The sequence below is a fragment of the Rhizobium sp. 62_C5_N11_2 genome (assembly GCF_051811185.1).
In the GTDB taxonomy this organism is placed as follows: domain Bacteria; phylum Pseudomonadota; class Alphaproteobacteria; order Rhizobiales; family Rhizobiaceae; genus Rhizobium; species Rhizobium leguminosarum.
This window is the reverse complement of record NZ_JBPWPW010000002.1, coordinates 87,094-112,537: the sequence shown is the minus strand read 5'-3', so window position 1 is coordinate 112,537 and position 25,444 is coordinate 87,094. Positions and strand designations below refer to the sequence as shown.

The following is a 25,444-nucleotide window of genomic DNA, read 5'->3' as shown; positions in this document are numbered from 1 at the left end:
GGCGATGGTCATCCGTAGCGCCGGACTTTTGATATACCGGCGTGTTTCCGGGGACATCGAAGTCCTTCTCGTCCATCCGGGCGGCCCTTTCTGGGCTAGGAAAGACGAGGCTGCGTGGTCGATCCCGAAAGGGCTGGTCGAGGCTGGAGAAGACGAGCTCGCGGCGGCAATAAGGGAGACTGCCGAAGAGCTTGATATAGCGGTCAATGGCAGGTTCACACCGTTGGGCGAATACCGACAACCTGGCGGAAAGATAGTTATCGCTTGGTCGATAGAAGCCGATCCGGTACTGGACGTGAATGCGATACAGAGTTCCGAATTTCAAATGGAATGGCCGCCACGGTCAGGGCGGGTAAAGAGCTTTCCAGAGGTTGATCGTGCGGGATGGTTTTCCCTGCCCGACGCAACCATAAAGCTCTTGAAAGGGCAGCGACCAATGCTTCCCGACCTCCTGACGCATCTGGAACGAGCGGCCCGAAGTTATTGATCGAGCCGTCATCTCACTGCACTCATGCGTGAGGTGCGCGGCAGCCATGAGTTGCTTCTGAAGACAGCAATCCTATCTGACAGTCACGCCATGTGACTGAAATCGAGAAATTGGAGCTGCGATCCGCCTTGGGCACGCGCGAGGAGACAATCATGAACGGCATTTCCAAAACCCTGAACGACATGACGCTTGTCGAACGCTCGAGCCTGCTCGACACCGTCGCCGACGCCTTGGAAGCAACGGCCGAGGAGGCAGAAGGCGAGGGCGACGCCCGCTTTGTCGCCAACTCCATCTGCGTCGCGAATACGATTCGCGGACTATCCGGCGATCTCACGCCGCGCGATCTGCAGGCGGCCGAGTTGCTGCTTGAGCAGGGCATCATGCTCGTCCACCAATTCTCGAACCGCGCGAAACCGAACCGAGTGGTCCACTAGCCGAGGGCGAGGGCGGCCCTGTCAGCAATGCGCTCTGTCAGTGTGGACGGCGGTTGATGGATTGAGATAAAGCCGTTAATCCGCGCTGGGGATAACGGATGCTGCCGGACCCTAGGAGAACGAGCGGTCTCCGCCGCGGCACCGTTGGGAGCCCGGAGATTAGCAGACACGCCAGGAAGGCTTTATTTCTCATGGATTGCCGGTTCAACGCGCAGCCGTATCGAATGGTCGATATGGCGGGGTTCGCCTTTCTTCGATCAGGGGAAGCGTGATGCAGCCTGGTCGCACGGGCCTTGCCGTATGCATGATGGTGGCCGCCGCTTTCTTAAATAGTCTCGACGCAGTCATCGTACGCTTGCTGGCCGGCGACGTGCATCCATTGATGATCGGCTTTTTCCGGTCGTTTTTCGGACTTCTTGTCGTCACGCCCTGGATCGTGTCACGGGTCGACCTGAAAGCCTCACCCTATCGTGTTCTGCATGTCGTGCGCGCGGGTCTGAAGCTTGCCTCACTGGTCGCATTGTTCGTCGCCTTTGCGCACGCACCACTCGCCGATGCCACGGCGATCAATTTCACCATGCCCATGTTTCTCGTTCTCGGTGCGTGGCTGGTGCTCAAGGAACATGTCGGCATCTCCAGCGTGGCCGGCATTGTCGCAGGTTTTGTCGGTGTCATGATCATCATTCGCCCTGGAGCGTCTGGTTTCGACCAATGGCTGCTTTTTGCACTGGCAGGAGCGGTCTTGACGGCGGCCAGCCAATTGATGCTGCGGCGGATGGCATTGAGGGATAGTGCGGACCGGCTGGTTGCATGGAATCTGATAGCGACGGTGCCGCTTGGCGTAATCCTCATGCTGCCGGTCTGGTCAATGCCGACCTGGAGCCAACTCGGGCTGCTTGCTATGCAAGGAGCCCTCGGAGCACTGAACATGACGCTGATCACGCGTGCCTTCGGCATGGCGCCAGCAAGCGTTCTGGCACCGCTCGACTTTCTCCGACTGCCCGTCGTCGCCCTGATGGCCTTCTCATTTTTCTCGGAAGTTCCGGCCGCACAGACGTGGATCGGCGCGGCGGTGATCATTGGCGCGGCCTTTATTGGAACCCGCGGTATCACATGGCGACGCAAGCCGCCGGTTGATTAGCCCTGATCATTTTTGGGGTTCACAAAAATTTTAGATGAACTAATATTTCAGTTGTAGCGACTGATTTTGAAGTCGTGCCTGTTGCCGGAGGGTATGACAGGTGGCTTCGGCACAGACGAAGACGAGACATCACGGCCCCTATGGGTTCACTCGGGAGGAGTGGTATGAAGAGTTTCATCGGCAAACGCGCGATCGCCAGTGGCGTATCGCTCGTGGTGCTTATCGTCATCGTGTTCTTCCTTTCCCGGCTGACGGGCGATCCCACCGACCTCTATCTGCCGATCGACGCGACCACGGAAATGCGCCAGCAATTCCGTGAGATGAACGGTTTCAACGATCCGTTGATCATGCAGTTCGGTCGTTATGTCTCGGATCTTGCACAAGGTAATTTCGGTCAGTCGCTGCGACAGGCTCGTCCTGCCATGGATGTCGTGCTGGAGGCCTTCGTCTGGACCTTCTGGCTGGCTGTCATCACCATGGTGCTGGTCACGATCGCCGCGATCGTCATTGGGTCGCTTGCGGCGTTTCGCGTCGGCGGCATCTTCGACCGTCTTGCCACCTTCTTCTCGTTGATCGGCGCTGCGGCGCCGGATTTCTGGCTGGCCATCGTGGCGATCGTCATTTTCGCCGTCAAACTGCATGTCCTGCCGACATCAGGAACGGGAACTATCTGGCACTGGATCCTGCCGATCAGCGTCCTGTTCATCCGGCCCTTCGGCCTGATCCTGCAGGTGGTCCGCGGCTCGATGATCAGTGTTCTGTCTTCCGCCTATGTGAAGACGGCCCGCGCCAAGGGGGTCCGCTCGAACTCAATCATCTTCATTCACGGACTGCGCAACGCCATGCTGCCGGTGATCACAGTCATCGGCGACCAGGCGGCCGCCATCTTGAACGGTGCGGTTGTCGTCGAGACGGTGTTTGGCTTTCCCGGCATCGGCAAGCTGATGATCGATTCCATCCTGCTTCGCGATTTCGCCGTCGTGCTGGCCGTCATCATGGTCTCGGCGCTGGCGATCTTCATCATGAACCTGTTGATCGATATCGCCTATGCGCTGCTCGATCCGCGTATCCGGTATTGAGCGATGACGATGACCGACACACAAATCCTCGCCGAGAAAAAAACAAGCGGCCCGATCGGGCGTTGGCTGACGATGCTGTGGGCGGACAAGCTCGCTTTCTTCGCGGCCCTGTTCCTTTTGATCGTTCTGCTCTGTGCGCTGTTTGGCCCGTTGCTGCTGGAGGCCATCGCCACCAAGCAGAACCTGCGGGGCCGAAATGCGCCGCCGTTCGATATCACCCGCGGATTGCTTTATGTCCTCGGCGCCGATGCGCTGGGCAGGCCGCTTCTTGCCCGTGTCATCGTGGCGGCGCAAAACACCATCCTGGTTGCCGCCGCAGCCGTGCTTGCCTCATCTGTCGTCGGTACGGCGCTTGGTCTGGTCGCAGGTTACAGCCGCTCTTCCGCGGCTCAATGGATCATGCGCCTCGGCGACGTCATCATGTCCTTTCCGTCACTGCTTCTGGCGGTGATCGTGCTCTACATGCTCGAGCCCTCGGTCACCAATATCGTCCTCGTCCTGGCGATCACCCGCATTCCCATCTATCTGCGCACCACGCGTGCCGAGGTGCTGGAAGTGCGCGAGCGGATGTTCGTGCAGGCGGCGAAGGTCATGGGAGCATCGTATTGGCGCATTGTCTTCCATCACATCCTGCCAGTGATCTTCCCCACGCTGGTGACTATCGCGACGCTGGATTTCGCCTTCGTCATGCTGGCGGAATCCTCCCTGTCATTCCTGGGGATCGGCATTCAGGCGCCGGAGATCACCTGGGGTCTGATGGTTGCCCAAGGACGACCCTATCTCACCAATGCCTGGTGGCTTTCCTTCTGGCCGGGTCTTGCAATCATCCTGACGACGCTGTCGCTGAACCTTCTGTCGAATTGGCTGCGCATCGCACTCGATCCGACGCAACGCTGGCGCCTTGAAATGAGGGGCAGGAAAAATGGCTGAACATCTTTTGGAAGTGCGTAACCTCTCGGTCGAGTTCCACACCGTCAGCGGGACCGTCAAGGCGGTGCAGGATGTCAGCTGGCATCTCGATCGCGGTGAGACGCTGGCGATCCTCGGGGAAAGCGGTTCGGGCAAGTCCGTGTCGGCCTCGGCGATCATGAACCTGATCGACATGCCACCCGGCAAGATCACCAGCGGCACCATTCTCCTCAACGGGCGCAACATGCTGGAAATGACGCCCGAGGAGCGGCGCTCGATCAACGGCGCCAAGATCGCCATGATCTTTCAGGACCCGCTCGCCCATCTCAACCCGGTCTATCCGGTCGGCTGGCAAATCACCGAAATGATGACGACGCATGGTCAGTCGGCGGAGCGTGCCGGTGCGAGGGCGCTCGAATTGATCGGGCGCGTCGGCATAACCGATCCGCAGGCGGCGATGCGAAAATATCCGTTCCAGTTCTCCGGCGGACAGCGGCAGCGCCTGATGATCGCCATGGCAATCGCCTGCAAGCCCGATATCCTGATCGCGGATGAACCCACCACCGCGCTTGATGTTACGGTGCAGGCGCAGGTGCTCGAACTTCTGCAGGAATTGCAGCAGGAAACCGGCATGGGCCTGTTGCTGATCACCCACGATTTGGGCGTCGTTGCCGAGATCGCCGACCGGGTCGTGGTGATGAATTCCGGCTGCGTCGTCGAAACCGGCAATGCGGCCGAAGTCTATCGCAATCCTCAGAACGCTTATACGAAGAAGCTGATAGCCGCCGCACCCGGGAAGGGTGCGATGGCGCAAGAGCGTGACCGGCAGGGCGAACCGCTGCTGCGCGCCATTGGCTTGAAGAAGAGTTTTGGCGCATTCCAGGCGCTGAAGGGCGTGGACTTCGTCATCATGCCCGGCGAGACGGTTGCCGTTGTCGGTGAGAGCGGTTCCGGTAAGTCAACCCTTGCCCGGGCAATCGTTCGCCTCGATGATCCACAGGAGGGCCAGGTCCTCTACCGCGGCAACGATCTGCTTGCGATGACCCCTCGAGAAATATTCGGGCTGCGTCGCGATTTGCAGATGGTCTTCCAGGACCCGACCCAGTCACTGAACCCGCGGATGAGCGTGTTCCGGTTGATTTCCGAGGCCTGGGTCATTCACCCGGATATCCTGCCGAAGGCACGATGGAAGGAGAAAGTGGCCGAGTTGCTGGTCAAGGTTGGCCTGAAACCGGATATGGCCGACAGGTATCCACACCAGTTTTCCGGCGGCCAGCGCCAGCGCATCGCGATTGCCCGGGCGCTGGCGATGGAGCCGAAACTGATCATCTGCGACGAGGCGGTTTCGGCGCTCGACGTGTCGATCCAGGCGCAGGTGATTGCCTTGCTTGAGGGCCTGCGTCGCGAATTCGGCCTGTCCTACCTCTTCATCGCACACGACCTGCCGGTGGTTCGTGATTTCGCCGATCGTGTCATCGTCATGAAGGCCGGCGAGATTGTCGAGGAGGGTCCGGTGGAACAGATCTTCAACGCGCCCTCCCACCCCTACACGCAGGCGCTTCTTGCCGCGAGCCTCGATCCCGATCCGGAGGTTCAGGCCAGCCGACGCGCCGCCCGCCACATACAAGAAGGACTCGTTTCCGCATGAAGCCCGATCTCATCGTCGCCTATCCGCTCCGGCCCCATCAGATGGCGATGCTGGAAGAGACCTACACGCTGCACCGGCTGGATCTTGTCAAAGGCGAAGAGCGGGATGCTCTCCTGCGGAAAGCAGGCCCGATCTCTTCCGCGCTGGTCTGCAACGGCCATGTGACGATCGACGAAGCCCTGCTTTCGAAATTGCCGGCATTAAGGCTCGCCGCCTGTTCCTCGGCTGGCTACGACCAGATGGATGTCGAGGCGATGACGCGGCGCGGCATCAAGCTCACCAACACATCCGAGGTGCTGTGCAACGACGTTGCCGACATGGCATTGCTTCTGATGCTGGCGGCACGCCGGCGCCTGCCGGAAGGCGATCGCTATGTGCGCTCCGGCGACTGGGGGCAAAAGGGCATGATGCCGCTGACGACATCGACCTCTGGCAAGAAGGCCGGGATCGTCGGTCTCGGTCGCATAGGAATGGCGATTGCCAAGCGATGCGAAGCTGTCGGGCTGATGGTCGGCTATTATGGGAGGACGAAGAAAGCCGGCAACGATTTTGCCTATTTCGACGCGCCGGTAAAACTGGCCGACTGGGCCGATATCCTGATCGTCGCAACCCCTGGCGGCCCCTCGACCGAAGGACTGATATCGGCGGACGTGCTGAATGCGCTCGGGCCGACTGGCAGCTTCATCAACATTGCCCGGGGCACCGTGGTCGATGAGCCGGCCTTGATCAAGGCCTTGCAGGAAAGGCGGATCGCGTCGGCCGGCATCGATGTCTACCTCAACGAACCTAATCCCGATCCGCGCTTTGCAGCGCTCGACAACGTTGTGCTCTATCCCCACCATGCCAGCGGTACCGAGGAAACGCGCGACAGGATGGCGCAATTGACGGTCGACAACCTTGCCGCCTTTTTCGCAGGCAGGCCGCTGCTGACGCCGGTCAATTGACGCCGGCAAAACCCGCGGCGCGGCAGATCACACGAAATAGTCCGGGAACTCCTTCCGCATGTCTTCCACTTTTGCGACGGTGCGGCTGAGATGCTCGCGGATCGCATCGACCGCGCCCTGTTCGTCGCTAGCGGCGATCGCATCGATGATGGCGTGGTGCCCATCGAGAATGCTCGCGATCTTGCCCTTTTCGGGCAGATGCAGACGACGAATGCGCTCGAGATGGCCGGACCGCTCACGTATCAATTGGTGGAGGCTGCTGCGCTTGGCGCCTGCGAACAACGTCTGGTGAAAGAGTTCGTCGAGCTCCTGGAAGATCGCGATCTGATCGGCGTCGTCAGCGACTGCCGACTGCATCTTGATGATCGACCGGGCGCGCGTGATGACGCTCGGATCTGGATCCGGATCGGTTGCGAGGCGGCGGCAAACCTCCGTTTCCAGCGCCACGCGAAGGAAATGTGCCTCGTAAATTTGCAGGACGTCGATCCTGGTCACCACAGTGCGGGATTGCGGGTAAATACGAACCAGACCCTCCTGTTTAAGAAGCTGCAATGCGTCCCTGATGGGAGTCTGGCTGACTTCATAAGTCTCCGTAAGCTCGGTGCGCGACAACGTGGTGTCCGGCGGTAGCTGAATGGTGATGATGCGCTTTCGCAGATCATCATAGACCCGCTGGACCGTGCTGCCGGCCACGACCGGAAAACCGGGTGCAGTCAGGCCGAATGTGGAGGCGAACTGGGAATTCATGGTGATGCATCCTTTTCAGTCCATTCATAGCTTTGCACGACCTAATGCACAAGAACGCAAACTTTCCATTGATATATATGTCAAACTAAAATATCAGTTGGTGCAAACGCTGAGATAAACAAGCGAAAAGGTGGGAGAGAGCCGTGACCGCAAGGAAAACCTACGAGCAATTGCGGTCGGCCCGATGGATGCTGCCGGATGATCAGCGCTCGTTCGGCCACCGGTCGCGGACCATGCAGATGGGTTACGCACCGGAGGACTGGCAGGGAAAGCCGATCATTGCCGTGATCAACACCTGGTCCGATGCCCAGCCGTGCCACATGCATTTCCGTGAACGCGCCGAATGGGTGAAGCGCGGAATTCTTCAGTCGGGTGGGTTCCCTATGGAACTTCCTGCTCTTTCCCTTTCCGAAAACTTCGTCAAGCCGACCACGATGCTCTACCGCAATATGCTGGCGATGGAGACCGAGGAGCTGCTGCGCAGCCATCCTGTCGATGGCGCCGTTCTGATGGGTGGCTGCGACAAGACGACACCCGGCCTTGTCATGGGCGCAACCAGCATGGGCATTCCCTTCATTTATCTCCCCGCCGGCCCAATGCTTCGCGGCAACTATGCCGGCAAGACGCTAGGCTCCGGTACCGACGGCTTCAAATACTGGGATGAGCGCCGTGCCGGCACGATCACCCAGGAGGAGTGGCAGGGCATCGAAGGCGGAATCGCCCGCAGCTATGGCCATTGCATGACCATGGGCACGGCGTCGACGATGACGGCGATCGCAGAGGCTATGGGATTGACGCTGCCGGGCGCATCCTCGATCCCGGCAGCCGACGCCAACCACCAGCGCATGTCGGCGGCCTGTGGGCGCCGTATCGTCGATATGGTGTGGGAGGATCTGACGCCGGATCAGATCATCACTCCGGCGGCCATCGACAATGCCGTCACGGTTGCTATGGCGACCGGCTGCTCCACCAATGCCATCATTCACCTGATCGCCATGGCGCGGCGCGCCGGCGTCCCGCTGGAGCTCGACGATCTCGATCGCATCGGTCGCACGACGCCGGTTCTCGCCAACATCCGGCCTTCCGGTTCGACCTACCTGATGGAGGATTTCTTTTATGCGGGTGGCCTGCGCGCCCTGATGAAACAGCTCGGCGACAGGCTGGATCCAACCGCGATTACCGTGACGGGAAAACCCTTGGTGGATGGTCTCGACCAGGTGAAGATCTACAATGACGACGTTATCCGGCCATTGTCGAACCCGGTCTATCACGAAGGTTCGCTGGCCGTGCTCAAGGGGAACCTCTGTCCCGACGGCGCGGTTATCAAACCAGCGGCCTGCGACCCGAAATTCCATCGCCATTGCGGCCCGGCGCTGGTCGCCGACAGTTATGCGGAGATGAAGAAGATCATCGATGATCCCGACTATCCGCTGACGCCGGACACGGTTCTCGTTCTACGCAATGCCGGCCCGCAGGGTGGACCGGGCATGCCGGAATGGGGCATGATCCCGATGCCGAAGGCGCTGTTGAAGCTCGGCCTGCGCGACATGGTACGCATCTCGGACGCCCGCATGTCCGGAACCAGTTTTGGCGCCTGCGTGCTGCATGTCGCACCGGAATCTTATGTTGGCGGGCCTCTGGCACTGCTGAAAACGGGGGACATGGTCGAGCTCGATATTCCGGCACGCAGTCTGAATATGCTGGTTTCCGAAGAAGAAATGACAGCGCGGCGGGTCGCCTGGGTGGCGCCGACGCGGCATTACGAGCGCGGTTACGGCTTTATGTTCTCCAGCCATATCGAGCAGGCAGACAAAGGCTGCGACTTTGATTTCCTGACGACGGAATTCGGCGGCAAGACGCCGGAACCGGCTATCAACTGAGGCACCACGATGTTTGATCCCAATCGACGCACGATCCCCGCACAGCCGCCCAAGGCTGGCTTCGCTGCCGGTCCGTCCAAGCTGGACGCTATCCGATCGGTCACCCTGTCGCTCGTTTACCTGCCGTTGGCGCGGCCGATCAGCGATGCCAAGGTTTTGACGGGCCGGCAGAAGCCGCTGACCCAGGTGGCTTTTCTGTTTTGCGAGATCGTCTCCGAGGTTGGCCATAGTGGGCTTGGTTTCAGTTATTCGAAGCGGGCAGGCGGACCTGCCCTTTATGCACATGCCTGCGAGCTTGCCGACAACTTGATTGGCGAAGACCCCAACGATACCGCGCGCATCTGGGACAAGCTCTGCTGGGCCGGGGCCTCGGTCGGCCGCTCCGGCATTGCAACCCAGGCAATCGCCGCCATCGACATCTGCCTCTGGGACCTGAAGGCGAAACGCGCCGGCCTGCCGCTTGCAAAACTGCTTGGCGCCCATCGCGACAGTGTTGCCTGCTACAACACCTCCGGTGGCTTCCTGTCATCAAGCGTCGAGGAAATCCGCGATGCCATCGACCGTTCGATCGCCGCCGGTATCGGCGGCATCAAGATCAAGGTCGGACAGCCGGACCCGATGATCGACCTTCGCCGGCTTGATGCCGTGACCAGCCATATCGATGGCCGTGTTCCGCTGATGGTCGATGCAAATCAGCAATGGGACCGCACGACGGCCTTGCGCTTCGGCCGGATGGTCGAGCCGCTCAATCTTGAATGGATCGAAGAGCCGCTCGATGCCTATGATGCCGAGGGCCATGCGGCACTGGCACGCGAACTCGCCACGCCGATCGCCACCGGCGAAATGCTGGCAAGCGCCGACGAGCACATGACGCTGATCCGGGCCGATGCCGTCGACTTCATTCAGCCGGATGCGCCGCGGGTGGGCGGCATCACGCCCTTTTTGCGCATCTGCACGCACGCCGAGGCGAAACGTATGCGCCTGGCGCCGCATTTCGCCATGGAAATCCATCTGCACCTGGCCGCCGCCTATGCGCATGAGCCGTGGGTAGAGCATTTCGATTGGCTGGCGCCACTGTTTAACGAACAACTCGATATCAAGGACGGTCGGATGATCGTGCCGGCCCGTCCGGGGCTTGGTTGCAGCCTGACGGGCAAAACCCGTGACTGGACCGTGGAAACCCGCGGCTTCGGCGTCTGAACGAGAACGAGGAGAAGGAAATATGAACCCCGCAACCCGTGAAAAACTGATGGGTGTCTCCGTCGCGACGCTTTGTTCGGCGCTGTTCAAGCGCGGCCTGAGAAACCAGACGGTCCAGGATGTTCGGCCGGTGCAGCCGAAGGGCCGCAATATGGTGGGACCGGCCTTCACGCTGCGTTACATGCCGGCGCGCGAAGACCGCAACGCGATGAACGTCTTTCGGAACCCGAAACATCCGCAACGGCTTGCCATCGAGACTTGCCCGGAAGGCTCTGTTCTGGTGATGGACAGCCGCAAGGATCCGCGCGCAGCCTCTGCCGGCGACATCCTGATTACCCGCCTGATGATGCGCGGCGGCGCCGGCGTCGTCACCGATGGCGGCTTCCGGGACGCCATGACGATCGGCGGCCTTGATATTCCCGCCTATCACAATCGTCCCTCCAGCCCGACGAACCTCACGCTCCACGAGGCAATCGACATTAATGTGCCGATAGGCTGTGGGGATGTTGCGGTCTTCCCGGGCGACATCATGGTTGGCGACGACGACAGTGTGATCGTCATCCCTGCCGAGATCGCCGACGAGATCGCCGATGAAGCGGTCGAGATGACCGCTTACGAGGATTTCGTCACCGAGCGCGTCAAGCAAGGCCACACGATCATTGGCCTCTACCCGGCCACCGACGAAAGCAATCTGACGCTCTTTGCCGAATGGCGGAAGGTGAATGGCCGCTAGAGCATGATGCCGAAAGGTGTGAGCGGTTTTCGGACGACATCATGCTCTAACTCTTTAATTTAGAACAGGATTCACGTTTTAGGCCGACTTGGCCTAAAATCATCCAGTTCTAAGGCGGCGCATCTTGAACAACACTTCACGCATCAGGACGGAGCGAGGCTCCGCCGAGGAGAATAACAATGAGCTGGACCCCTTCAGGCAGGCATTTCATCGCCGGCGAGTGGATCGCCGGAACGACGACATTTCGCTCCGAGCCGGCGCATGGGCAGGCACATGACTTTGCTGTTGGCACAACGGAACTGGTCGACCGCGCCTGCCGCGCTGCCGAAGCTGCTTTTGCAGCATTTTCGGCAACGACACGCGAGGAACGCGCCATCTTCCTTGAGGCAATCGCCGAGGAGATCGACAAGCGCGGCGAGGCCGTCACCCTCATCGGAACGCAGGAAACCGGGCTTCCAGAGGGCCGGCTCAACGGCGAACGCGCTCGCACCACCGGCCAACTCAGACTGTTTGCCGACCATATCCGCAAGGGCGCGCATCTTGACGCCCGCGTCGATGCGGCCCAACCCGATCGGCAACCGGCGCCGCGGCCCGAGATCCGTCTGGTACAACGGCCGATCGGGCCGGTCGCCGTATTCGGCGCCTCGAATTTTCCGCTTGCATTCTCGACGGCCGGCGGTGATACGGCGGCCGCGCTTGCGGCGGGCTGCCCGGTCGTGGTGAAGGGACATTCAGCCCATCCCGGCACAGGTGAGATCATTGCCGAAGCGATTGCAGCCGCGATCGAGCGCACTGGAATGGCGGCCGGCGTCTTCAGCCTGATCCAGGGGGGCCGCCGTGATGTCGGAACGGCTCTGGTGACGCATCCGGCCATCAAAGCCGTTGGCTTTACCGGCTCGCTTGCCGGCGGTCGTGCGCTCTTCGACCTTTGCGCCCAGCGCCCTGAGCCGATCCCCTTTTTCGGGGAACTCGGCAGCGTTAATCCGATGTTCCTGCTGCCGGCCGCTACCGCTGCCCGGGCGGAGGCAATCGGTTCTGGCTGGGCCGGTTCACTGACGCTTGGTGCCGGCCAGTTCTGCACCAACCCTGGTATCGCCGTCGTCGTCGACGGGCCGGAGGCGGACAAGTTCACCCGTGCTGCCAAGTCGGCTCTTGAAAAGGTGGCACCGCAGACGATGCTGACCAAAGGCATCGCCACCGCCTATCACGAAGGTGTCGACCGGATGCGGGCAAGCAATGCGGTCGCGCCGGTTCTCACCGCAGAGAATGCCGGCCGCGACGCAGCGCCGAACCTGTTCGAGACCAACGGCTCGGCCTGGCTTGCCGATCACTCGCTCAGCGAAGAGGTGTTCGGCCCTCTCGGCCTTGTCGTGCGCGTCGGCTCGCCTGAAGAGATGGTCGCCCTTGCCGAAAGCTTTCAGGGACAGCTGACCGCGACGATCCACATGGACGACGCCGATCTTGACCTTGCCCGCGACCTGCTGCCGATCCTTGAAAGGAAGGCGGGCAGATTGCTGGTCAATGGCTTCCCAACCGGCGTCGAGGTTGTCGATTCCATGGTGCATGGCGGACCCTATCCGGCCTCGACCAATTTCGGCGCGACCAGCGTCGGGACCATGTCGATCCGCAGGTTTCTGCGCCCCGTCGCCTATCAGAATTTCCCCGCCGACCTATTGCCGCAAGACCTGCGCAACTGAAACCGAGGAGTATAAAATTGATCGCCCCGACGGAACTTCGCGAGATCATTCGCAACGGCCTGCTGTCCTTTCCCGTCACCCCTTTCGATGCCGAGGACCGGTTTGCCCCCAGGCCGTTTTCAGCGCATCTGGAATGGTTGTCATCCTACCCCGTTGCCGGCCTGATCGTTGCCGGCGGCACCGGTGAGCTGTTCTCGCTGACGCCAGGCGAAGTGGTTGAGGTGGTAAAGGCCGCCCGCGCCGTGTCCGGCGATGCGCCTGTTATTGCCGGATGCGGCTACGGCACGCGCATTGCCTGCGACATGGCTCGCGAGATCGAGGCAGCAGGTGGCGACGGCATTCTTCTGCTGCCGCATTACCTGACCGAGGCGCCGGCAGATGGCATTGCCGCGCGTGTACGAGCCGTTTGCAAGGCCACCAATATGGGCGTTATCGTCTATAATCGTGGCCAGGCGCGGGTTTCAGCCGAGCAGCTTGCTCAGCTTGCCGACGAATGCCCAAATCTGATCGGCTTCAAGGACGGTACCGGCGACATCGATACGGTGCGCCGTGTCACGATCGCGCTCGGGGACCGGCTTTCCTATATTGGCGGCATGCCGACACATGAACTGTTTGCCCAGGCCTATCGCGGAGCCGGCATGCCGACCTATTCCTCGGCGGTCTTCAATTTCGTGCCTGAAACGGCACTGAAATTTCACAAGGCATTCCTTGCCGGTGACGACGCGGCCTGTGAGCAGATGCTGCGCGATTTCTATTATCCCTTTGCCCGTATCCGCGATCGCAAGGCCGGTTATGCGGTTTCCGCGGTCAAGGCAGGCGTGCGTTTGCGCGGCTTCGAGGCGGGACCGGTGCGGGCGCCGCTGACGGATCTTACCGATGAGGAAGTCGAGATGATGCGCGAACTGATTGCTTCGGCAAGGTAAAATTTCGCATCCCAGCCACGGTTGAAGGCTCCGCGCTTCGGAGCGTCAGGGTTGAAGGCCGTCATTAACTAGTATATTAGTGCACTTGTGCTTTTGCGAAACTACTGAGGAGATAGATGCCGGGGCACCGGAAACGGGACGCAGTTCACTGTGAGGAGCGCCAAAGGCGCATGGGAGGAGAACGATATGAAGTTGCATTTGTTAGCTGCCTGCTTTTCAACAACGGTGCTCGCGCTGAGCGCCGGCTCGGCTCACGCTGAGGATGCCAAGAGCAACGTCACTGTTGTGCTTGCCGAAACCGTCGATGTCGTCGAGCCCTGCATGGCAGCGCGCCAGGACGTCGGCCGGGTCATTTCTGAAAACGTCAACGAGATGCTGGTGGAATTCGACTACGTCAATGGCGGCCTCAAACCCCGCCTGGCGACGGAATGGTCGAAGATCGACGACGACACCTGGGAGTTCAAGCTGCGCCCGAATGTCAAATGGCACGATGGCAAGCCGTTCACCGCCAAAGATGTCCAGTTCACCATCGAGCGCAACAAGAACAAGAAGCTCAGCTGTGAGACCGGCGGCAAATATTTCGGCGGCACGGAGTTCAGCTTCGAGACGCCGGATGCCAACACGATCCGCATTACGACAAAGCCGGCGCAACCCATTCTTCCGCTTCTGATGACGGTGATGGGTGTGGAATCGGCCGAGGCGACACCAGCCGACGAATTCACCCGCAAGCCGATTGGCACCGGACCCTATACCTTCGACAAATGGGATATCGGCCAGTCGATCGTGCTGAAGCGCAATCCGGAATATTGGGGCGAGAAGCCGCAGGTTGAACAGGCGACCTATCTGTTCCGCTCCGACAGCGCCGTTGCTGCGGCCATGGTCGATGCCGGCGAAGCCGATATCGTTCCGGCCGTATCCGTACAGGATGCCACCAACAAGGAAACCGATTTCGCCTATCCGAATTCCGAAACGACATCGCTGCGCATCGATACGCGCGCAGCACCCCTTAACGATCGGCGCATCCGCGAAGCGATGAACCTCGCTATCGATCGTCAGGCGATGCTCGGAACGCTGTTTCCCGAACAGGCGAAGATAGCGACGCAGCTCGTCGTACCCACAACGATCGGCTACAATCCCGATATCCCCGCCTGGCCCTATGATTCCGAAAAAGCGAAAGCACTGGTCGAAGCGGCGAAAGCTGACGGCGTTCCGGTCGATCGCGAGATCCGCATCATCGGTCGCAACGGGCAATATCCAAACGCCACCGAAGCGATGGAAGCGATGATGGCAATGCTTCAGGAAGTCGGCTTGAATGTGAAGCTCGACATGTATGATGTTTCCGTGTGGAACGGCTACTTCGTTGCACCCTTTGTCGCCGATTCCGGACCGACGCTGACCCAGTCGCAGCACGATAATGCGACCGGCGATCCGGTCTTCACTGCATTCGTGAAATACGCGACCGACGGCTCCCACTCCATGGTCCGGGATCCCGCTGTCGACGCGCTGATCGCCAAGGCGACGTCTGCCACCGGCGACGAACGCACAAAGCTCTGGAAGGAGCTGTTCGCCAAAGTGAACACCGAGATCATCGCGGACATCCCGATGTTTCACATGGTGGGGTTCACCCGCGTCTCGCCGCGTCTCGACTTCAAGCCGACGATCGCGACGAATTCCGAACTGCAGCTCTCGCAGATCCGCTTCAAGTAAGCCGGCAAGCCGAACTTAGGCACGGGTCGCCCGAAAATAGCGGCCCGTGCTTTCCATGACCTGACGGAGGGATAGCTATGCCCCTGATTGACCGCATTGCCCTGACCCAATTCGCCGAGCAGATATTGACCCGTGCGGGCATGGAGCCCGACAAGGCCGAAACGACTGCCGCCGTCCTGGTGGAGGGCGACATGATCGGCCACGAAACGCATGGTGTCAGCCTTCTGAACTGGTATGTCGAGGCGTTGGAAGACGGTTCGCTGGCGAAGTCGGGCAGCTATGAGGTGGACAATGACCGCGGCGCGGCCTTTGTTTGGGACGGCAAATCCTTGCCTGGCGCATGGCTGCTGACCAAGGCGATCGACCAGGCCTGCGAACGCGTCGGCGATTATGGCGTCGTTACCGCCGCGATCCGCAACTGCCACCATACCTGCGCTCTTTCAGCCTTCATGCGGCAGGTGACCGAGCGGGGCCTCATCGTGCAGCTGTCGGTGTCGCATCCCGCTGCAAGCCGCGTTGCGCCCTATGGCGGCACGAAGCCGCTCCTGACGCCCAACCCGATGGCTGCCGGTTTCCCGACATCCGCGGATCCGATCCTGATCGACGTCTCGGCCTCGATCACCACCACGACCATGACGCAAAACCTGGCCAAGGCCGGCAAGAAATTTCCGGAGGCTTGGGCCTTCACCGCCGCAGGCGAGCCGACCGATGATCCGCGCGAGGTGACCGAACGGGGTGGGACGATGATGCCTCTCGGCGGTCAGTTGAAGGGCCACAAGGGCTTTGGGCTCGGGCTGATCGTCGAATTGCTGGGGCAGGGGCTTTCCGGCAAGGGACGGGCCAACACGCCGGCCGGTGTGTTTTCGCAAAGCGCCTTCCTTCAGGTCATTGACCCCGCCTTTTTCGCCGGGCTGGATGCCTTCACGGCGCAGTCTGACTTTCTCGCCTCTGCCTGTCGCAGCAATCCTCCGGCGCCCTGGAACAATGGCCCCGTTCGCATGCCGGGCGACAGTGCAGCAGGAAAGCGCCGCTCGGCGTTGGAACAGGGCGTGCCGGTCGGCGATGCACCTTGGCAGAAGCTTTGTAAACATGCCGAAATTCTCGGCTTGCCTATTCCCGACGTTACCGCATGCCCATGAAGCGTTGACAACCCTGGTCAGCTCAGGTCTACTGGTCCACTAACCGGACCAGTAGACCTGAGCGCGGGGGAGGGCAAAGGCAATGGATGTTCGAGCAATGCTCGAAGACGACGTTGCAGCGCTCGGTGGAGCGCCGAAGAAGTCGATGAAAGACTTCGTCGTCCAGAAGATTGCGACCTTCATTGCCACCGGCATCCTTAAAGTGGGCGATCCGCTGCCCAGCGAACGCGAACTCGCCTCCGCACTCTCGGTCAGCCGCGAGACTGTCCGTGGCGCGATCCTCATCCTTTCCACCCACGGCATTCTCTCGGTTGTGCACGGAACGCGCACGGTGGTGGCATCAGAAGACGTCGGCGAACTGGCTGTCCAGGCTGCGCGGTATCGCGACATCGCGGCCTACAGTCTCGACAATGTTCATGAGGCGCGGCTTCTTATCGAAGCACAGGTCGTCAGGGCTGCCACGCTCAAGATGGAGCCTTCAACCCTTGATTATCTCCACAAGTCGATCGCAGCACAGGAAGCCGCCTGTGACGATCCTGTTCGTTTTTTGATATGTGACCGGGAATTTCACACGGCTATCTACCGTTCCAGCGGCAACGCGGTGCTGGCTGATATGGCCGCCGACCTCTATTCCTATCTTCTGAGCCACCGAAGGCGCGTTGTATCGCAGCCCGGGAGTATTGCCACCAGCATTGCCGATCACCGGATGATCCTCGCCGGCTTGGAGACGCGGGATCCGGATGCCGCAGCCGCTGCCTTCGCGGTCCACGAAACCCGTATTTATACGACGACCAAGCTGCTCTTTTCGTAGCTCGCAGGGAGGCGAAACACGATGCATATTCTTATTATCGGGGCGGGAGGAATGATCGGCCGGAAGCTTGCTGCCACACTGGGGCGCAGCGGCTCCCTCGGCGGCCATGCGATCACGCGCATGACGCTCGTCGATGTCACGGCGCCGCCGGTACCCGCCGGCGTCTCCGGGTCGGTGGAAGCACTGGCTGCCGACATTTCCGAAAGCGGTGCGGCGGAAGCCCTCGCGGCTCGCCGGGCCGATGTGATCTTCCATCTCGCCGCCATCGTTTCCGGCGAAGCCGAGCGCAATTTCGACCTCGGCTATCGGGTCAATCTCGATGGCACGCGAGCGCTGTTGGAAGCGATCCGTCGGGAAGGAACCCGCCAAGCCTATGTTCCCCGGTTCGTTTTCTCCTCATCGATCGCGGTCTATGGCTCGCCGTTTCCCGATCCCATTCCCGACGATTACGTGCTCGCACCTCTCACCAGCTACGGAGTCCAGAAGGCGATATCCGAGCTTCTGCTTGCCGACTATTCGCGGCGCGGCTTCATTGACGGCGTCGGAATTCGGTTGCCGACCATCGTCATCCGGCCTGGCGCACCGAATGCTGCCGCATCGGGCTTCTTTTCTGGAATCCTTCGTGAACCGCTCGCGGGCCAGCGGGCTGTTCTTCCGGTCGAAGAGACCGTCAAACACTGGCTGGCGAGCCCGCGTTCTGCCGTCAAATTCCTGATCCATGCTGCGACCCTCGACACATCGGCGCTGGGTGTTCGGCGCACGCTCACCATGCCGGGCGTTGCCGCCACCGTTGCCGACCAGATTGCCGCCTTGAGCCGCGCTGCTGGTCCCCAGGCGGCGGACTTGATTGATCGTCGCCGCGACGAGGTCATTGAAAAGATCGTCGACGGATGGCCGAAGTCCTTTGCGCCGGAACGCGCGACGCAACTGGGTTTCGTCGCCGAAACCACCGTCGACGAGTTGATTGAGGTCTACCTCGACGAAGACGCTCCGGGTGTGTCCGGATGAGATCAAACTGGGCTAACGCCGTTGCATGGGAGGAAAATCCCGACCGGGCAGGCCCACAGATGCGGGATTGAAGCGGCCGAGGGCCTAGAGGAGATGACGGCCGCGGCCAAGATATACGAAAATACAAATAGATAGCATGTAGCGCTCGATTTCTGGGAGGAGTGAGTATGGCAGGCGTTCAATTCGCGGATGTGCGGAAATCATTTGGGGCATTTCCGGTCATCAAAGGCGTGGATATCGACATTGCCGACGGGGAGTTCGTGATCCTGGTCGGCCCGTCGGGTTGTGGCAAATCCACTCTTTTGCGGATGCTGGCGGGACTTGAAAACATTTCCGGCGGTGAGATCAAGATCGGCGGGCGTGTCGTCAACACGCTGCCGCCCAAGGACCGCGACATCGCCATGGTGTTCCAGAACTATGCGCTCTATCCGCATATGACGGTGCAGCAGAACATGGGCTTCTCGCTAATGCTGAACAAGGCGCCGAAGGCGGAAGCCGAAAAGCGGGTGAAATATGCGGCCGGCATCCTCGGTCTCGACAAATTGCTCGACCGTTATCCGCGCCAGCTTTCCGGCGGCCAGCGCCAGCGTGTCGCCATGGGGCGGGCGATCGTGCGTGATCCGGAAGTCTTCCTGTTCGACGAACCGCTATCCAACCTCGATGCGAAGCTGCGCGTCGCCATGCGCGCCGAGATCAAGGAACTGCACCAGCGGCTGAAAACGACGACGGTCTACGTCACCCACGACCAGATCGAGGCCATGACCATGGCCGACAAGATCGTCGTCATGCATGACGGCGTCGTCGAGCAGATCGGCACGCCGCTCGAACTCTACGACAAACCCGCCAATCTCTTTGTTGGCGGTTTCATCGGCTCACCGGCGATGAACATGATCAAGGGCAGGCTCGACCCCGAAAACCCGACAAGTTTCAAGGCGCCTGACGGCACGGCGCTCCCAGTTTCCAATCCGCCGGCCGACGCCATGGGCCGCGACCTCGTCTACGGGCTTCGCCCGGAATACATCCTGCTCGATGCCAATGGCCTGGCCGGTGAAATCGTGGTGATCGAGCCGACCGGCTATGAGACGCATCTCATCCTCAGGCTCGGCGGCAGCGATCTCAGCTGTGTCTTCCGCGAACGCGTCAGCGCGCGGCCAGGAGAGACCCTGCGCGTTGCGATCGTCGCCGCACATGTTCATCTTTTCGATGCCGAGAGCGGCCGGAGATTGACCGACTGACGCCGTCCGGCGGCTGCGCGGGGGCGGAGGAGCCCCCGTCACCCGCAGGTCGGCTGCACCCTGGTTCAGGGATGCAAGGACCGTCGTTCACCAAGCGGGAGGTGAATGGCGGAGAGTTCGCCCCCGCTGTTTGAAGAGGAGGAATATCATGAGGATTAAGAGACGTGACTTTCTTGCCGCCTCGGCTGCCGTCGCCGGCGCCGCCGGCCTGGGCATTCGGCCATCCCTAGCGCAGGCCGAACCGACCTATACGCCAGAAAGCGGCGCCAGCCTTCGCCTGCTACGCTGGACACCCTTCGTCAAGGGCGACGAGGAGGCCTGGCTTGCCAACACCAAGAAATTCACCGAAGCGACCGGCGTCGAGGTACGCATCGACAAGGAAAGCTGGGAAGATATCCGCCCGAAGGCGGCCGTTGCGGCCAATGTCGGCTCCGGCCCGGACCTTATCATGTGCTGGTTCGATGACGCCCACCAATATCCCGACAAGCTGGTCGACTTGACCGAGCTCGCCAACTATCTCGGCAACAAGTATGGCGGCTGGTATGACGGTGTGAAGGGCTATGCCGCGCGCGGCGACACCTTCATCGCCATGCCGCTGACCGCAATCGGCAATGCTGTGGTCTATCGCGACACTCACGTCAAGGCGGCCGGTTTCAGCGAGTTCCCGAAAGACACCGCAGGCTTCCTCGAGCTTTGCAAGGCGATGAAAGCCAAGGGCACGCCGGCCGGCTTCCCGCATGGCAAGGCCGTCGGCGACGGCAACAACTACGCCCATTGGCTGCTGTGGAGCCACAACGGCATGATGGTCGACGAAGGCGGCAAGGTGACGATCAACAGCCCGGAAACGCTGGCATCAATCAACTATGCCAAGGAGCTCTACGCGACCTTCATTCCGGGCACGGAAAGCTGGCAGGACGTCAACAACAACCGCGCCTTCCTCGCTGGCCAGGTCTCGCTGATCGCCAACGGCGTCTCGGTCTATTACACCGCCAAGAACGACCCGAAGCTCGCCGAGATCGCCAAGGACATCCGCACGACGAACTTCCCGATCGGTCCTGTCGGCAAGAGCGTCGAGCTTTGCCAGACGAGTTCGCTGCTTCTCTTCAAGCACACCAAATATCCGGAAGCGGCGAAGGCCTACATCAAGTTCATGATGGAAGCCGACCAAATGAATGCCTGGATCCAGGGCTCCAGCGCCTATTGCTGCCAGCCGCTCAAGGCTTTCGCCAAGAACCCGATCTGGACATCCGACCCGATCCACGCGCCTTATGCGCGTGCCTCGGAAAAGTTGCGTCCGAACGGCTATGCCGGCCCACTCGGTTATGCCTCGGCAGCGACCATGGCCGACTACGTTCTGGTCGACATGTATGCGGCGGCCGTCACCGGCCAGATGTCGCCCGAAGATGCGATGAAGGAAGCTGAACGCCGGGCAAACCGCTACTATCGCGTCTGAGCCACGCCTCAAAGCAAGCGGTGTGCCGGCCCTCGGCATGCCGCAAGTCCTCTGCGAGTTCAAACGCAATCTGGGAGATAGGCAATGTCGATGGTGAATTCGGAGGACAGGCGTGGGCCGATCTCTTCGCTCCTGCAGAACAACAATGTGCTCGGCTTCCTGTTCATGCTGCCGGCGGCCGTGTTCCTCGTCTGCTTTCTCACCTATCCGCTGGGGCTCGGCGTCTGGCTCGGCTTCACCGATACAAGGATCGGCCGCGACGGCATCTTCATCGGGCTGGAGAACTACCAGTTCCTGATGGACGACAGCGTCTTCTGGCTATCGGTCTTCAACACCATTCTCTATACCTCCGTCGCCTCGGTGCTGAAATTCGCGCTCGGCCTCTGGCTCGCGATGCTGCTCAACCAGCACCTGCCGTTCAAATCCTTCTTTCGGGCAATCGTGCTGCTTCCCTGGGTGGTGCCGACGGTGCTTTCGGCGCTGGCCTTCTGGTGGATCTATGATTCCCAATTTTCGATCATCTCCTGGTCGCTGATGAAGCTGGGGCTGATCAGCGGACCGATCAACTTCCTCGGCGACCCCATAAATGCGCGCATATCGGTCATCGTCGCCAATGTCTGGCGCGGCATTCCGTTCGTGGCGATCTCGCTGCTTGCCGGCCTGCAGACGATACCGGCGTCGCTGCAGGAGGCTGCTTCGCTCGACGGCGCCACGAGCTGGCAGCGTTTTCGCTATGTAACGTTGCCGATGCTGACGCCGATCATCGCCGTCGTGATGACCTTCTCGGTACTCTTCACCTTTACGGATTTCCAGCTGATCTACGTGCTGACCAAGGGGGGACCCGTCAACGCGACGCATCTGATGGCGACGCTCTCCTTCCAGCGCGGCATTCCGGGCGGTCAACTCGGCGAGGGTGCGGCGATCGCCGTCGCCATGGTGCCCTTCCTGCTCGGCGCAATCATGTTCAGCTTCTTCGGCCTGCAACGGCGCAAATGGCAGCAGGGCGGCCAGGATTAGGGCCACGGCTAGGGCCAAATTGGGGTTAGGGAGAGTGATGATGTCGATAAATTCAAACGCCGCCGATCAGGTCGTGACCGACAATGCCGAAGGCATGAGCTATCTGAACCGGCTGCCGCGGCGGATCGTGATGCTCTACCTGCCGATGGCCGTCTTCGTCTTCGTGCTGCTCTTCCCGTTCTACTGGATGGCGATCACCGCAGTGAAGCCGAACGAGCAGCTGACCGACTATAGCAATTACAGCCCCTTCTGGGTGGTCGGGCCAACGCTCGATCATATCAAATATCTTTTCTTCGAGACGTCCTATCCGGGCTGGCTGTGGAACACGATGCTGGTGGCGGTCTGCTCCACCTTTCTCTCGCTGGTAGCCTCGGTCTTCGGCGCCTATGCCATCGAGCGTGTCCGCTTCACCGGCTCGCGTTCAGTCGGCCTGGTGATCTTCCTTGCCTATCTCGTACCGCCGTCGATCCTCTTCATCCCGCTTGCCTTCATTGTTTTCAAGCTCGGGATCTACGACTCGCGGTTGGCGCTGATCTTCACCTACCCGACCTTCCTCATTCCCTTCTGCACCTGGCTGCTGATGGGCTATTTTCGCTCGATCCCATTCGAGCTGGAGGAAAGCGCACTGGTGGATGGTGCCAATAGATGGCAGATTCTCACCAAGATCATCCTGCCGCTCGCGGTGCCAGGGCTGATCTCAGCCGGCATCTTCGCCTTCACGCTGTCCTGGAACGAATTCATCTATGCGCTGACTTTCATCCAGTCGTCGGAAAACAAAACCATTCCGGTCGGGGTGCTGACCGAATTGGTGCGCGGCGATGTCTTCGAATGGGGAGCACTGATGGCAGGTGCGCTGTTCGGCTCGCTCCCGGTGGTCATCCTCTACTCGTTCTTCGTGGACTACTACGTCTCATCGATGACCGGGGCGGTGAAGGAGTGAACGCCTAGCGCGGGCACGCCCGGTAGGAACGATATGCGTGTCCGCAGCTTAAATGGGATCGGTGGCGTTCCCATCATGTATCGAAACCTCGTCTTGCCCAGATCGAATAATTGTAAATTGCCGCGTAGCTCGTCGATACGAGCAGCGGAAATGCGATGGTCTTGAGTATTTCCGGTGTACCGGTCGCCGCATGGATCGCCACCAGAATGCTGGCTGAGCCGAGACAAGCAATGAGAGGCGGCGCCCAAAATCGTACCGATCCGACGAAGCGCTTTGAAAGCCAGTCGATCACAGATTTCAGGAAACGTGTCAGGCAGGCGGATATCGCACCCTGCACAAGGCCGGCATAGAGCGGCAATGGCATGGCGTGCGCGCGATTGGCGAAAACCGCCCAGCTGCCCATTGCCAAAAAGGCGAAGAGAACATGGACAACGCCGCTGCGGAGAAGCCGGTGCAGTCCATTCGGCATCACAGCGACCACCCGTAGCGATGGATGGGCGCCGAGAAGACGAGGAAATCCAGCCTGTCGATCAACACGATCACCTTGCGAGCGCTCCAATGCCTGGCATGCGGAGTGCATATCCGCGGCTCGAACAGTTGCCTAGGATTGGCGGCGAATTGCCTTAAAGCAATACATTAGGATAGATGAAGCTGGCCATGCATCGGCCGGCGGCGCGGCTCGGGTGCAACAGGGTCAGACCCTGTTCTTCATCGCGGCCCGCAATACATCATTGATCCGATCCTGCCAGCCAGGGCCATTTTCCTGGAAAAAGGCCAGCACATCGCTGTCGATCTTCAGCGAAACCAGCTCCTTGGTATTCGGCAACGCCGGCCGCTCGACAGCTTGTTCCAGCTTCTTCTTCGCGGGTTTGAACAGCGCTTCGGCGGCATCCATTGGATTGACAGGTCGGCGGGGCGGATTTGTCATCGTTGTCACTTTCTATTGCCTGTCGGAGCGACATATGAGCGGCATACGTGATGTCGGCTGCTTCGTCGACTATTTATCTTGTCTTACGAAACGGCGATTTAGCCGACCGGCTCGATCGCCAGCGTGCCGGCGGCAGAGACCGGTCGGCGACTTCGCAGAGACGACCGGATCCGTCGGCGATGATAGGCAGCGGTTAGGGTCGAATTCCCGCTCAAACGGGAAAGCTGATAATCGTTTGTCCTCAACGGCCCAAGATGCCTTTCATGTCGAAAACAGCGGCATTGTCCTGAACCTCGCGCAGCCCCTTGTAGGAGGCATGGCGGAGATTGCCATCATCCGTCCAGCCGCGAAACTCGATTTCAGCGATCAGCGTTGGCTGCACGAAGACGAGGCGTTTGCCCTTCAGGGGAATGACCGGCCGGCTCGTCTTCAATCGGTCGAGCGTCTTTTTCAGCTCTTCAGCATCCCTGGCACTGAAACCTGTCCCGACCGACCCCAGGTAAACCCAGTCGAAGCCTTGTCTGCCGGCCAGCAGCAGACTGCCGATGCCACCACGGGCGGATGCCGACTGCTCATAGCCGACGATCATGAAGCTCTCGCTCTGGACGCATTTTATTTTCAGCCAGTCGCCCGTGCGGCCACTGCGGTAGGGGCGGTCGCGATGCTTGGCAACGATGCCTTCCAGATGACGATGGCAGGCGTGCTCGAGAAGGTCTTCGGCTGGCAGTTCTAGCTCTTCGGAAATGCGGATCGCCTGATCGCCGCCTTCCGGTATAAGGTCTTCAAGCAGGTGCCGGCGTACGTCAAGCTCGGTGCTAGTGAGATCGTGCCCGTCGAGATAGAGAAGGTCGAAGGCGACGAGGATCGACTCGGTTGACACCCGCTTGCCGCCCCGCCCGCCGAGCGAACGCTGCAGGGCGCCAAAATCCGACCGGCCCTGATCATCGAGCACAACCGCTTCGCCATCGAGGATGGCAGTGGTTACCCCAAGCTCTTTTGCTGCCGCGACAATAATGGGGAAACGGTGGGTCCAGTCATGCCCGCCGCGGGTGATCACCCGGACGCCCTTCGGCTCGATGTGGATTGCCAAGCGGTAGCCGTCCCACTTCACCTCGTAGAGCCAGTCCGGCCCCACAGGCACGGTCGGCTTCAGCAGCGCGAGGCAAGGCTCGACGCGCAGCGGCATTGGATCGAACGGCAGACTGGGTTGGTCAGGATCGCGCTTGCGGATCGGACGAGAGTGCAGCTTCGACTGTGACTCGCCAAGCAAGGGCAGTATTGGGCGGCGCGGGTGCTTCATGATCAGGTCTAACACCTCCCCGGGTGCCCTGCTCGGCTTTTTCATCTGCTTCTTCTTCGCGTCGATGGCAACAACGCGACTCAA

At 60.5% G+C, this 25,444-nt stretch carries 24 protein-coding genes; 20 read left to right on the top strand and 4 right to left on the bottom strand.

Translation table 11 applies throughout. The features are described 5' to 3' along the window. Nucleotides 1–4: 4 nt before the first annotated feature. From AB8B31_RS24235 to AB8B31_RS24205, 7 genes are all read left to right on the top strand, one after another. Complete coding sequence (locus AB8B31_RS24235) at nt 5–487, top strand: NUDIX domain-containing protein (RefSeq protein ID WP_018516772.1); 483 nt, start codon at nt 5–7, stop codon at nt 485–487. 152 nt (nt 488–639) lie between these two features. Then, the gene (locus tag AB8B31_RS24230; protein ID WP_018245646.1) at nt 640–921 is read left to right on the top strand and encodes a hypothetical protein; all 282 of its coding nucleotides are present in this window, start codon (nt 640–642) and stop codon (nt 919–921) included. 271 nt (nt 922–1,192) lie between these two features. Beyond that, nucleotides 1,193–2,062, top strand: a complete 870-nt coding sequence (locus tag AB8B31_RS24225) for a DMT family transporter (RefSeq protein WP_018245648.1) — start codon at nt 1,193–1,195, stop codon at nt 2,060–2,062. Nucleotides 2,063–2,226: 164 nt separating this feature from the next. Further along, on the top strand, nt 2,227–3,141 hold the full coding sequence (locus tag AB8B31_RS24220; RefSeq protein WP_018516770.1) for an ABC transporter permease: 915 nt from the start codon (nt 2,227–2,229) through the stop codon (nt 3,139–3,141). Between the two features lie 3 nt (nt 3,142–3,144). After that, nucleotides 3,145–4,071, top strand: coding sequence for an ABC transporter permease (locus AB8B31_RS24215; RefSeq protein ID WP_018245650.1), 927 nt, complete (start codon nt 3,145–3,147; stop codon nt 4,069–4,071). Then, nucleotides 4,064–5,698 (top strand): ABC transporter ATP-binding protein, encoded by a 1,635-nt coding sequence (locus AB8B31_RS24210; RefSeq protein ID WP_018516769.1) that lies wholly within the window; start codon nt 4,064–4,066, stop codon nt 5,696–5,698. The genes AB8B31_RS24215 and AB8B31_RS24210 overlap by 8 nt, the downstream gene beginning before the upstream one ends. Next, nucleotides 5,695–6,642, top strand: a complete 948-nt coding sequence (locus tag AB8B31_RS24205) for a 2-hydroxyacid dehydrogenase (RefSeq protein WP_018516768.1) — start codon at nt 5,695–5,697, stop codon at nt 6,640–6,642. The genes AB8B31_RS24210 and AB8B31_RS24205 overlap by 4 nt, the downstream gene beginning before the upstream one ends. Nucleotides 6,643–6,669: 27 nt before the next feature. Here the strand turns inward: AB8B31_RS24205 and AB8B31_RS24200 are convergent, their stop codons facing one another. Then, the gene (locus AB8B31_RS24200; protein ID WP_018516767.1) at nt 6,670–7,389 is read right to left on the bottom strand and encodes a GntR family transcriptional regulator; all 720 of its coding nucleotides are present in this window, start codon (nt 7,387–7,389) and stop codon (nt 6,670–6,672) included. A 143-nt stretch (nt 7,390–7,532) separates the two neighbouring features. On the opposite strand from AB8B31_RS24200, the gene araD reads away from it, so the two are divergent. The 13 genes from araD (at nt 7,533) to AB8B31_RS24135 (ending at nt 23,132) form a co-directional block, all read left to right on the top strand. Beyond that, nucleotides 7,533–9,269, top strand: a complete 1,737-nt coding sequence (gene araD, locus AB8B31_RS24195) for an L-arabinonate dehydratase (RefSeq protein ID WP_018516766.1) — start codon at nt 7,533–7,535, stop codon at nt 9,267–9,269. Between the two features lie 9 nt (nt 9,270–9,278). Beyond that, entirely contained in the window at nt 9,279–10,469 is a 1,191-nt protein-coding gene (locus tag AB8B31_RS24190; RefSeq protein WP_018245655.1) for an L-talarate/galactarate dehydratase, read from the top strand. A gap of 22 nt (nt 10,470–10,491) precedes the next feature. Next, on the top strand, nt 10,492–11,202 hold the full coding sequence (locus AB8B31_RS24185; protein WP_018245656.1) for a ribonuclease activity regulator RraA: 711 nt from the start codon (nt 10,492–10,494) through the stop codon (nt 11,200–11,202). Between the two features lie 179 nt (nt 11,203–11,381). Beyond that, nucleotides 11,382–12,899 carry an aldehyde dehydrogenase (NADP(+)) gene (locus tag AB8B31_RS24180; protein ID WP_018245657.1) on the top strand — a complete coding sequence of 506 codons (1,518 nt, stop codon included), beginning with the start codon at nt 11,382–11,384 and terminating at the stop codon, nt 12,897–12,899. A gap of 17 nt (nt 12,900–12,916) precedes the next feature. Next, nucleotides 12,917–13,822 (top strand): 5-dehydro-4-deoxyglucarate dehydratase, encoded by a 906-nt coding sequence (locus AB8B31_RS24175; protein WP_018245658.1) that lies wholly within the window; start codon nt 12,917–12,919, stop codon nt 13,820–13,822. Nucleotides 13,823–14,008: 186 nt separating this feature from the next. Beyond that, nucleotides 14,009–15,529 carry an ABC transporter substrate-binding protein gene (locus AB8B31_RS24170; RefSeq protein ID WP_018516765.1) on the top strand — a complete coding sequence of 507 codons (1,521 nt, stop codon included), beginning with the start codon at nt 14,009–14,011 and terminating at the stop codon, nt 15,527–15,529. Nucleotides 15,530–15,606: 77 nt separating this feature from the next. Next, complete coding sequence (locus AB8B31_RS24165; RefSeq protein ID WP_018516764.1) at nt 15,607–16,668, top strand: Ldh family oxidoreductase; 1,062 nt, start codon at nt 15,607–15,609, stop codon at nt 16,666–16,668. A gap of 82 nt (nt 16,669–16,750) precedes the next feature. After that, a complete protein-coding gene (locus tag AB8B31_RS24160) occupies nt 16,751–17,479 on the top strand; it encodes a FadR/GntR family transcriptional regulator (RefSeq protein WP_018516763.1) in 729 nt (242 codons plus the stop codon). Nucleotides 17,480–17,500: 21 nt separating this feature from the next. Beyond that, nucleotides 17,501–18,487, top strand: a complete 987-nt coding sequence (gene denD, locus AB8B31_RS24155; RefSeq protein ID WP_018516762.1) for a D-erythronate dehydrogenase — start codon at nt 17,501–17,503, stop codon at nt 18,485–18,487. Nucleotides 18,488–18,654: 167 nt separating this feature from the next. Then, a complete protein-coding gene (locus tag AB8B31_RS24150) occupies nt 18,655–19,722 on the top strand; it encodes an ABC transporter ATP-binding protein (protein WP_018516761.1) in 1,068 nt (355 codons plus the stop codon). 148 nt (nt 19,723–19,870) lie between these two features. After that, the gene (locus tag AB8B31_RS24145; protein ID WP_018444783.1) at nt 19,871–21,175 is read left to right on the top strand and encodes an ABC transporter substrate-binding protein; all 1,305 of its coding nucleotides are present in this window, start codon (nt 19,871–19,873) and stop codon (nt 21,173–21,175) included. A gap of 84 nt (nt 21,176–21,259) precedes the next feature. Continuing rightward, a complete protein-coding gene (locus AB8B31_RS24140) occupies nt 21,260–22,192 on the top strand; it encodes a carbohydrate ABC transporter permease (RefSeq protein ID WP_018516760.1) in 933 nt (310 codons plus the stop codon). A gap of 40 nt (nt 22,193–22,232) precedes the next feature. Continuing rightward, nucleotides 22,233–23,132, top strand: a complete 900-nt coding sequence (locus AB8B31_RS24135) for a carbohydrate ABC transporter permease (RefSeq protein WP_018444785.1) — start codon at nt 22,233–22,235, stop codon at nt 23,130–23,132. Between the two features lie 73 nt (nt 23,133–23,205). Here AB8B31_RS24135 and AB8B31_RS24130 read toward each other — a convergent pair whose 3' ends face one another. From AB8B31_RS24130 to ligD, 3 genes are all read right to left on the bottom strand, one after another. Then, the gene (locus AB8B31_RS24130; RefSeq protein ID WP_439007532.1) at nt 23,206–23,601 is read right to left on the bottom strand and encodes a hypothetical protein; all 396 of its coding nucleotides are present in this window, start codon (nt 23,599–23,601) and stop codon (nt 23,206–23,208) included. Nucleotides 23,602–23,826: 225 nt separating this feature from the next. Beyond that, nucleotides 23,827–24,060, bottom strand: a complete 234-nt coding sequence (locus tag AB8B31_RS24125) for a BrnA antitoxin family protein (RefSeq protein WP_018245667.1) — start codon at nt 24,058–24,060, stop codon at nt 23,827–23,829. 241 nt (nt 24,061–24,301) lie between these two features. Beyond that, nucleotides 24,302–25,360: a non-homologous end-joining DNA ligase gene (gene ligD / locus AB8B31_RS24120; protein ID WP_026188697.1), complete on the bottom strand. Its 1,059-nt coding sequence runs from the start codon at nt 25,358–25,360 to the stop codon at nt 24,302–24,304. Nucleotides 25,361–25,444: the final 84 nt, after the last annotated feature.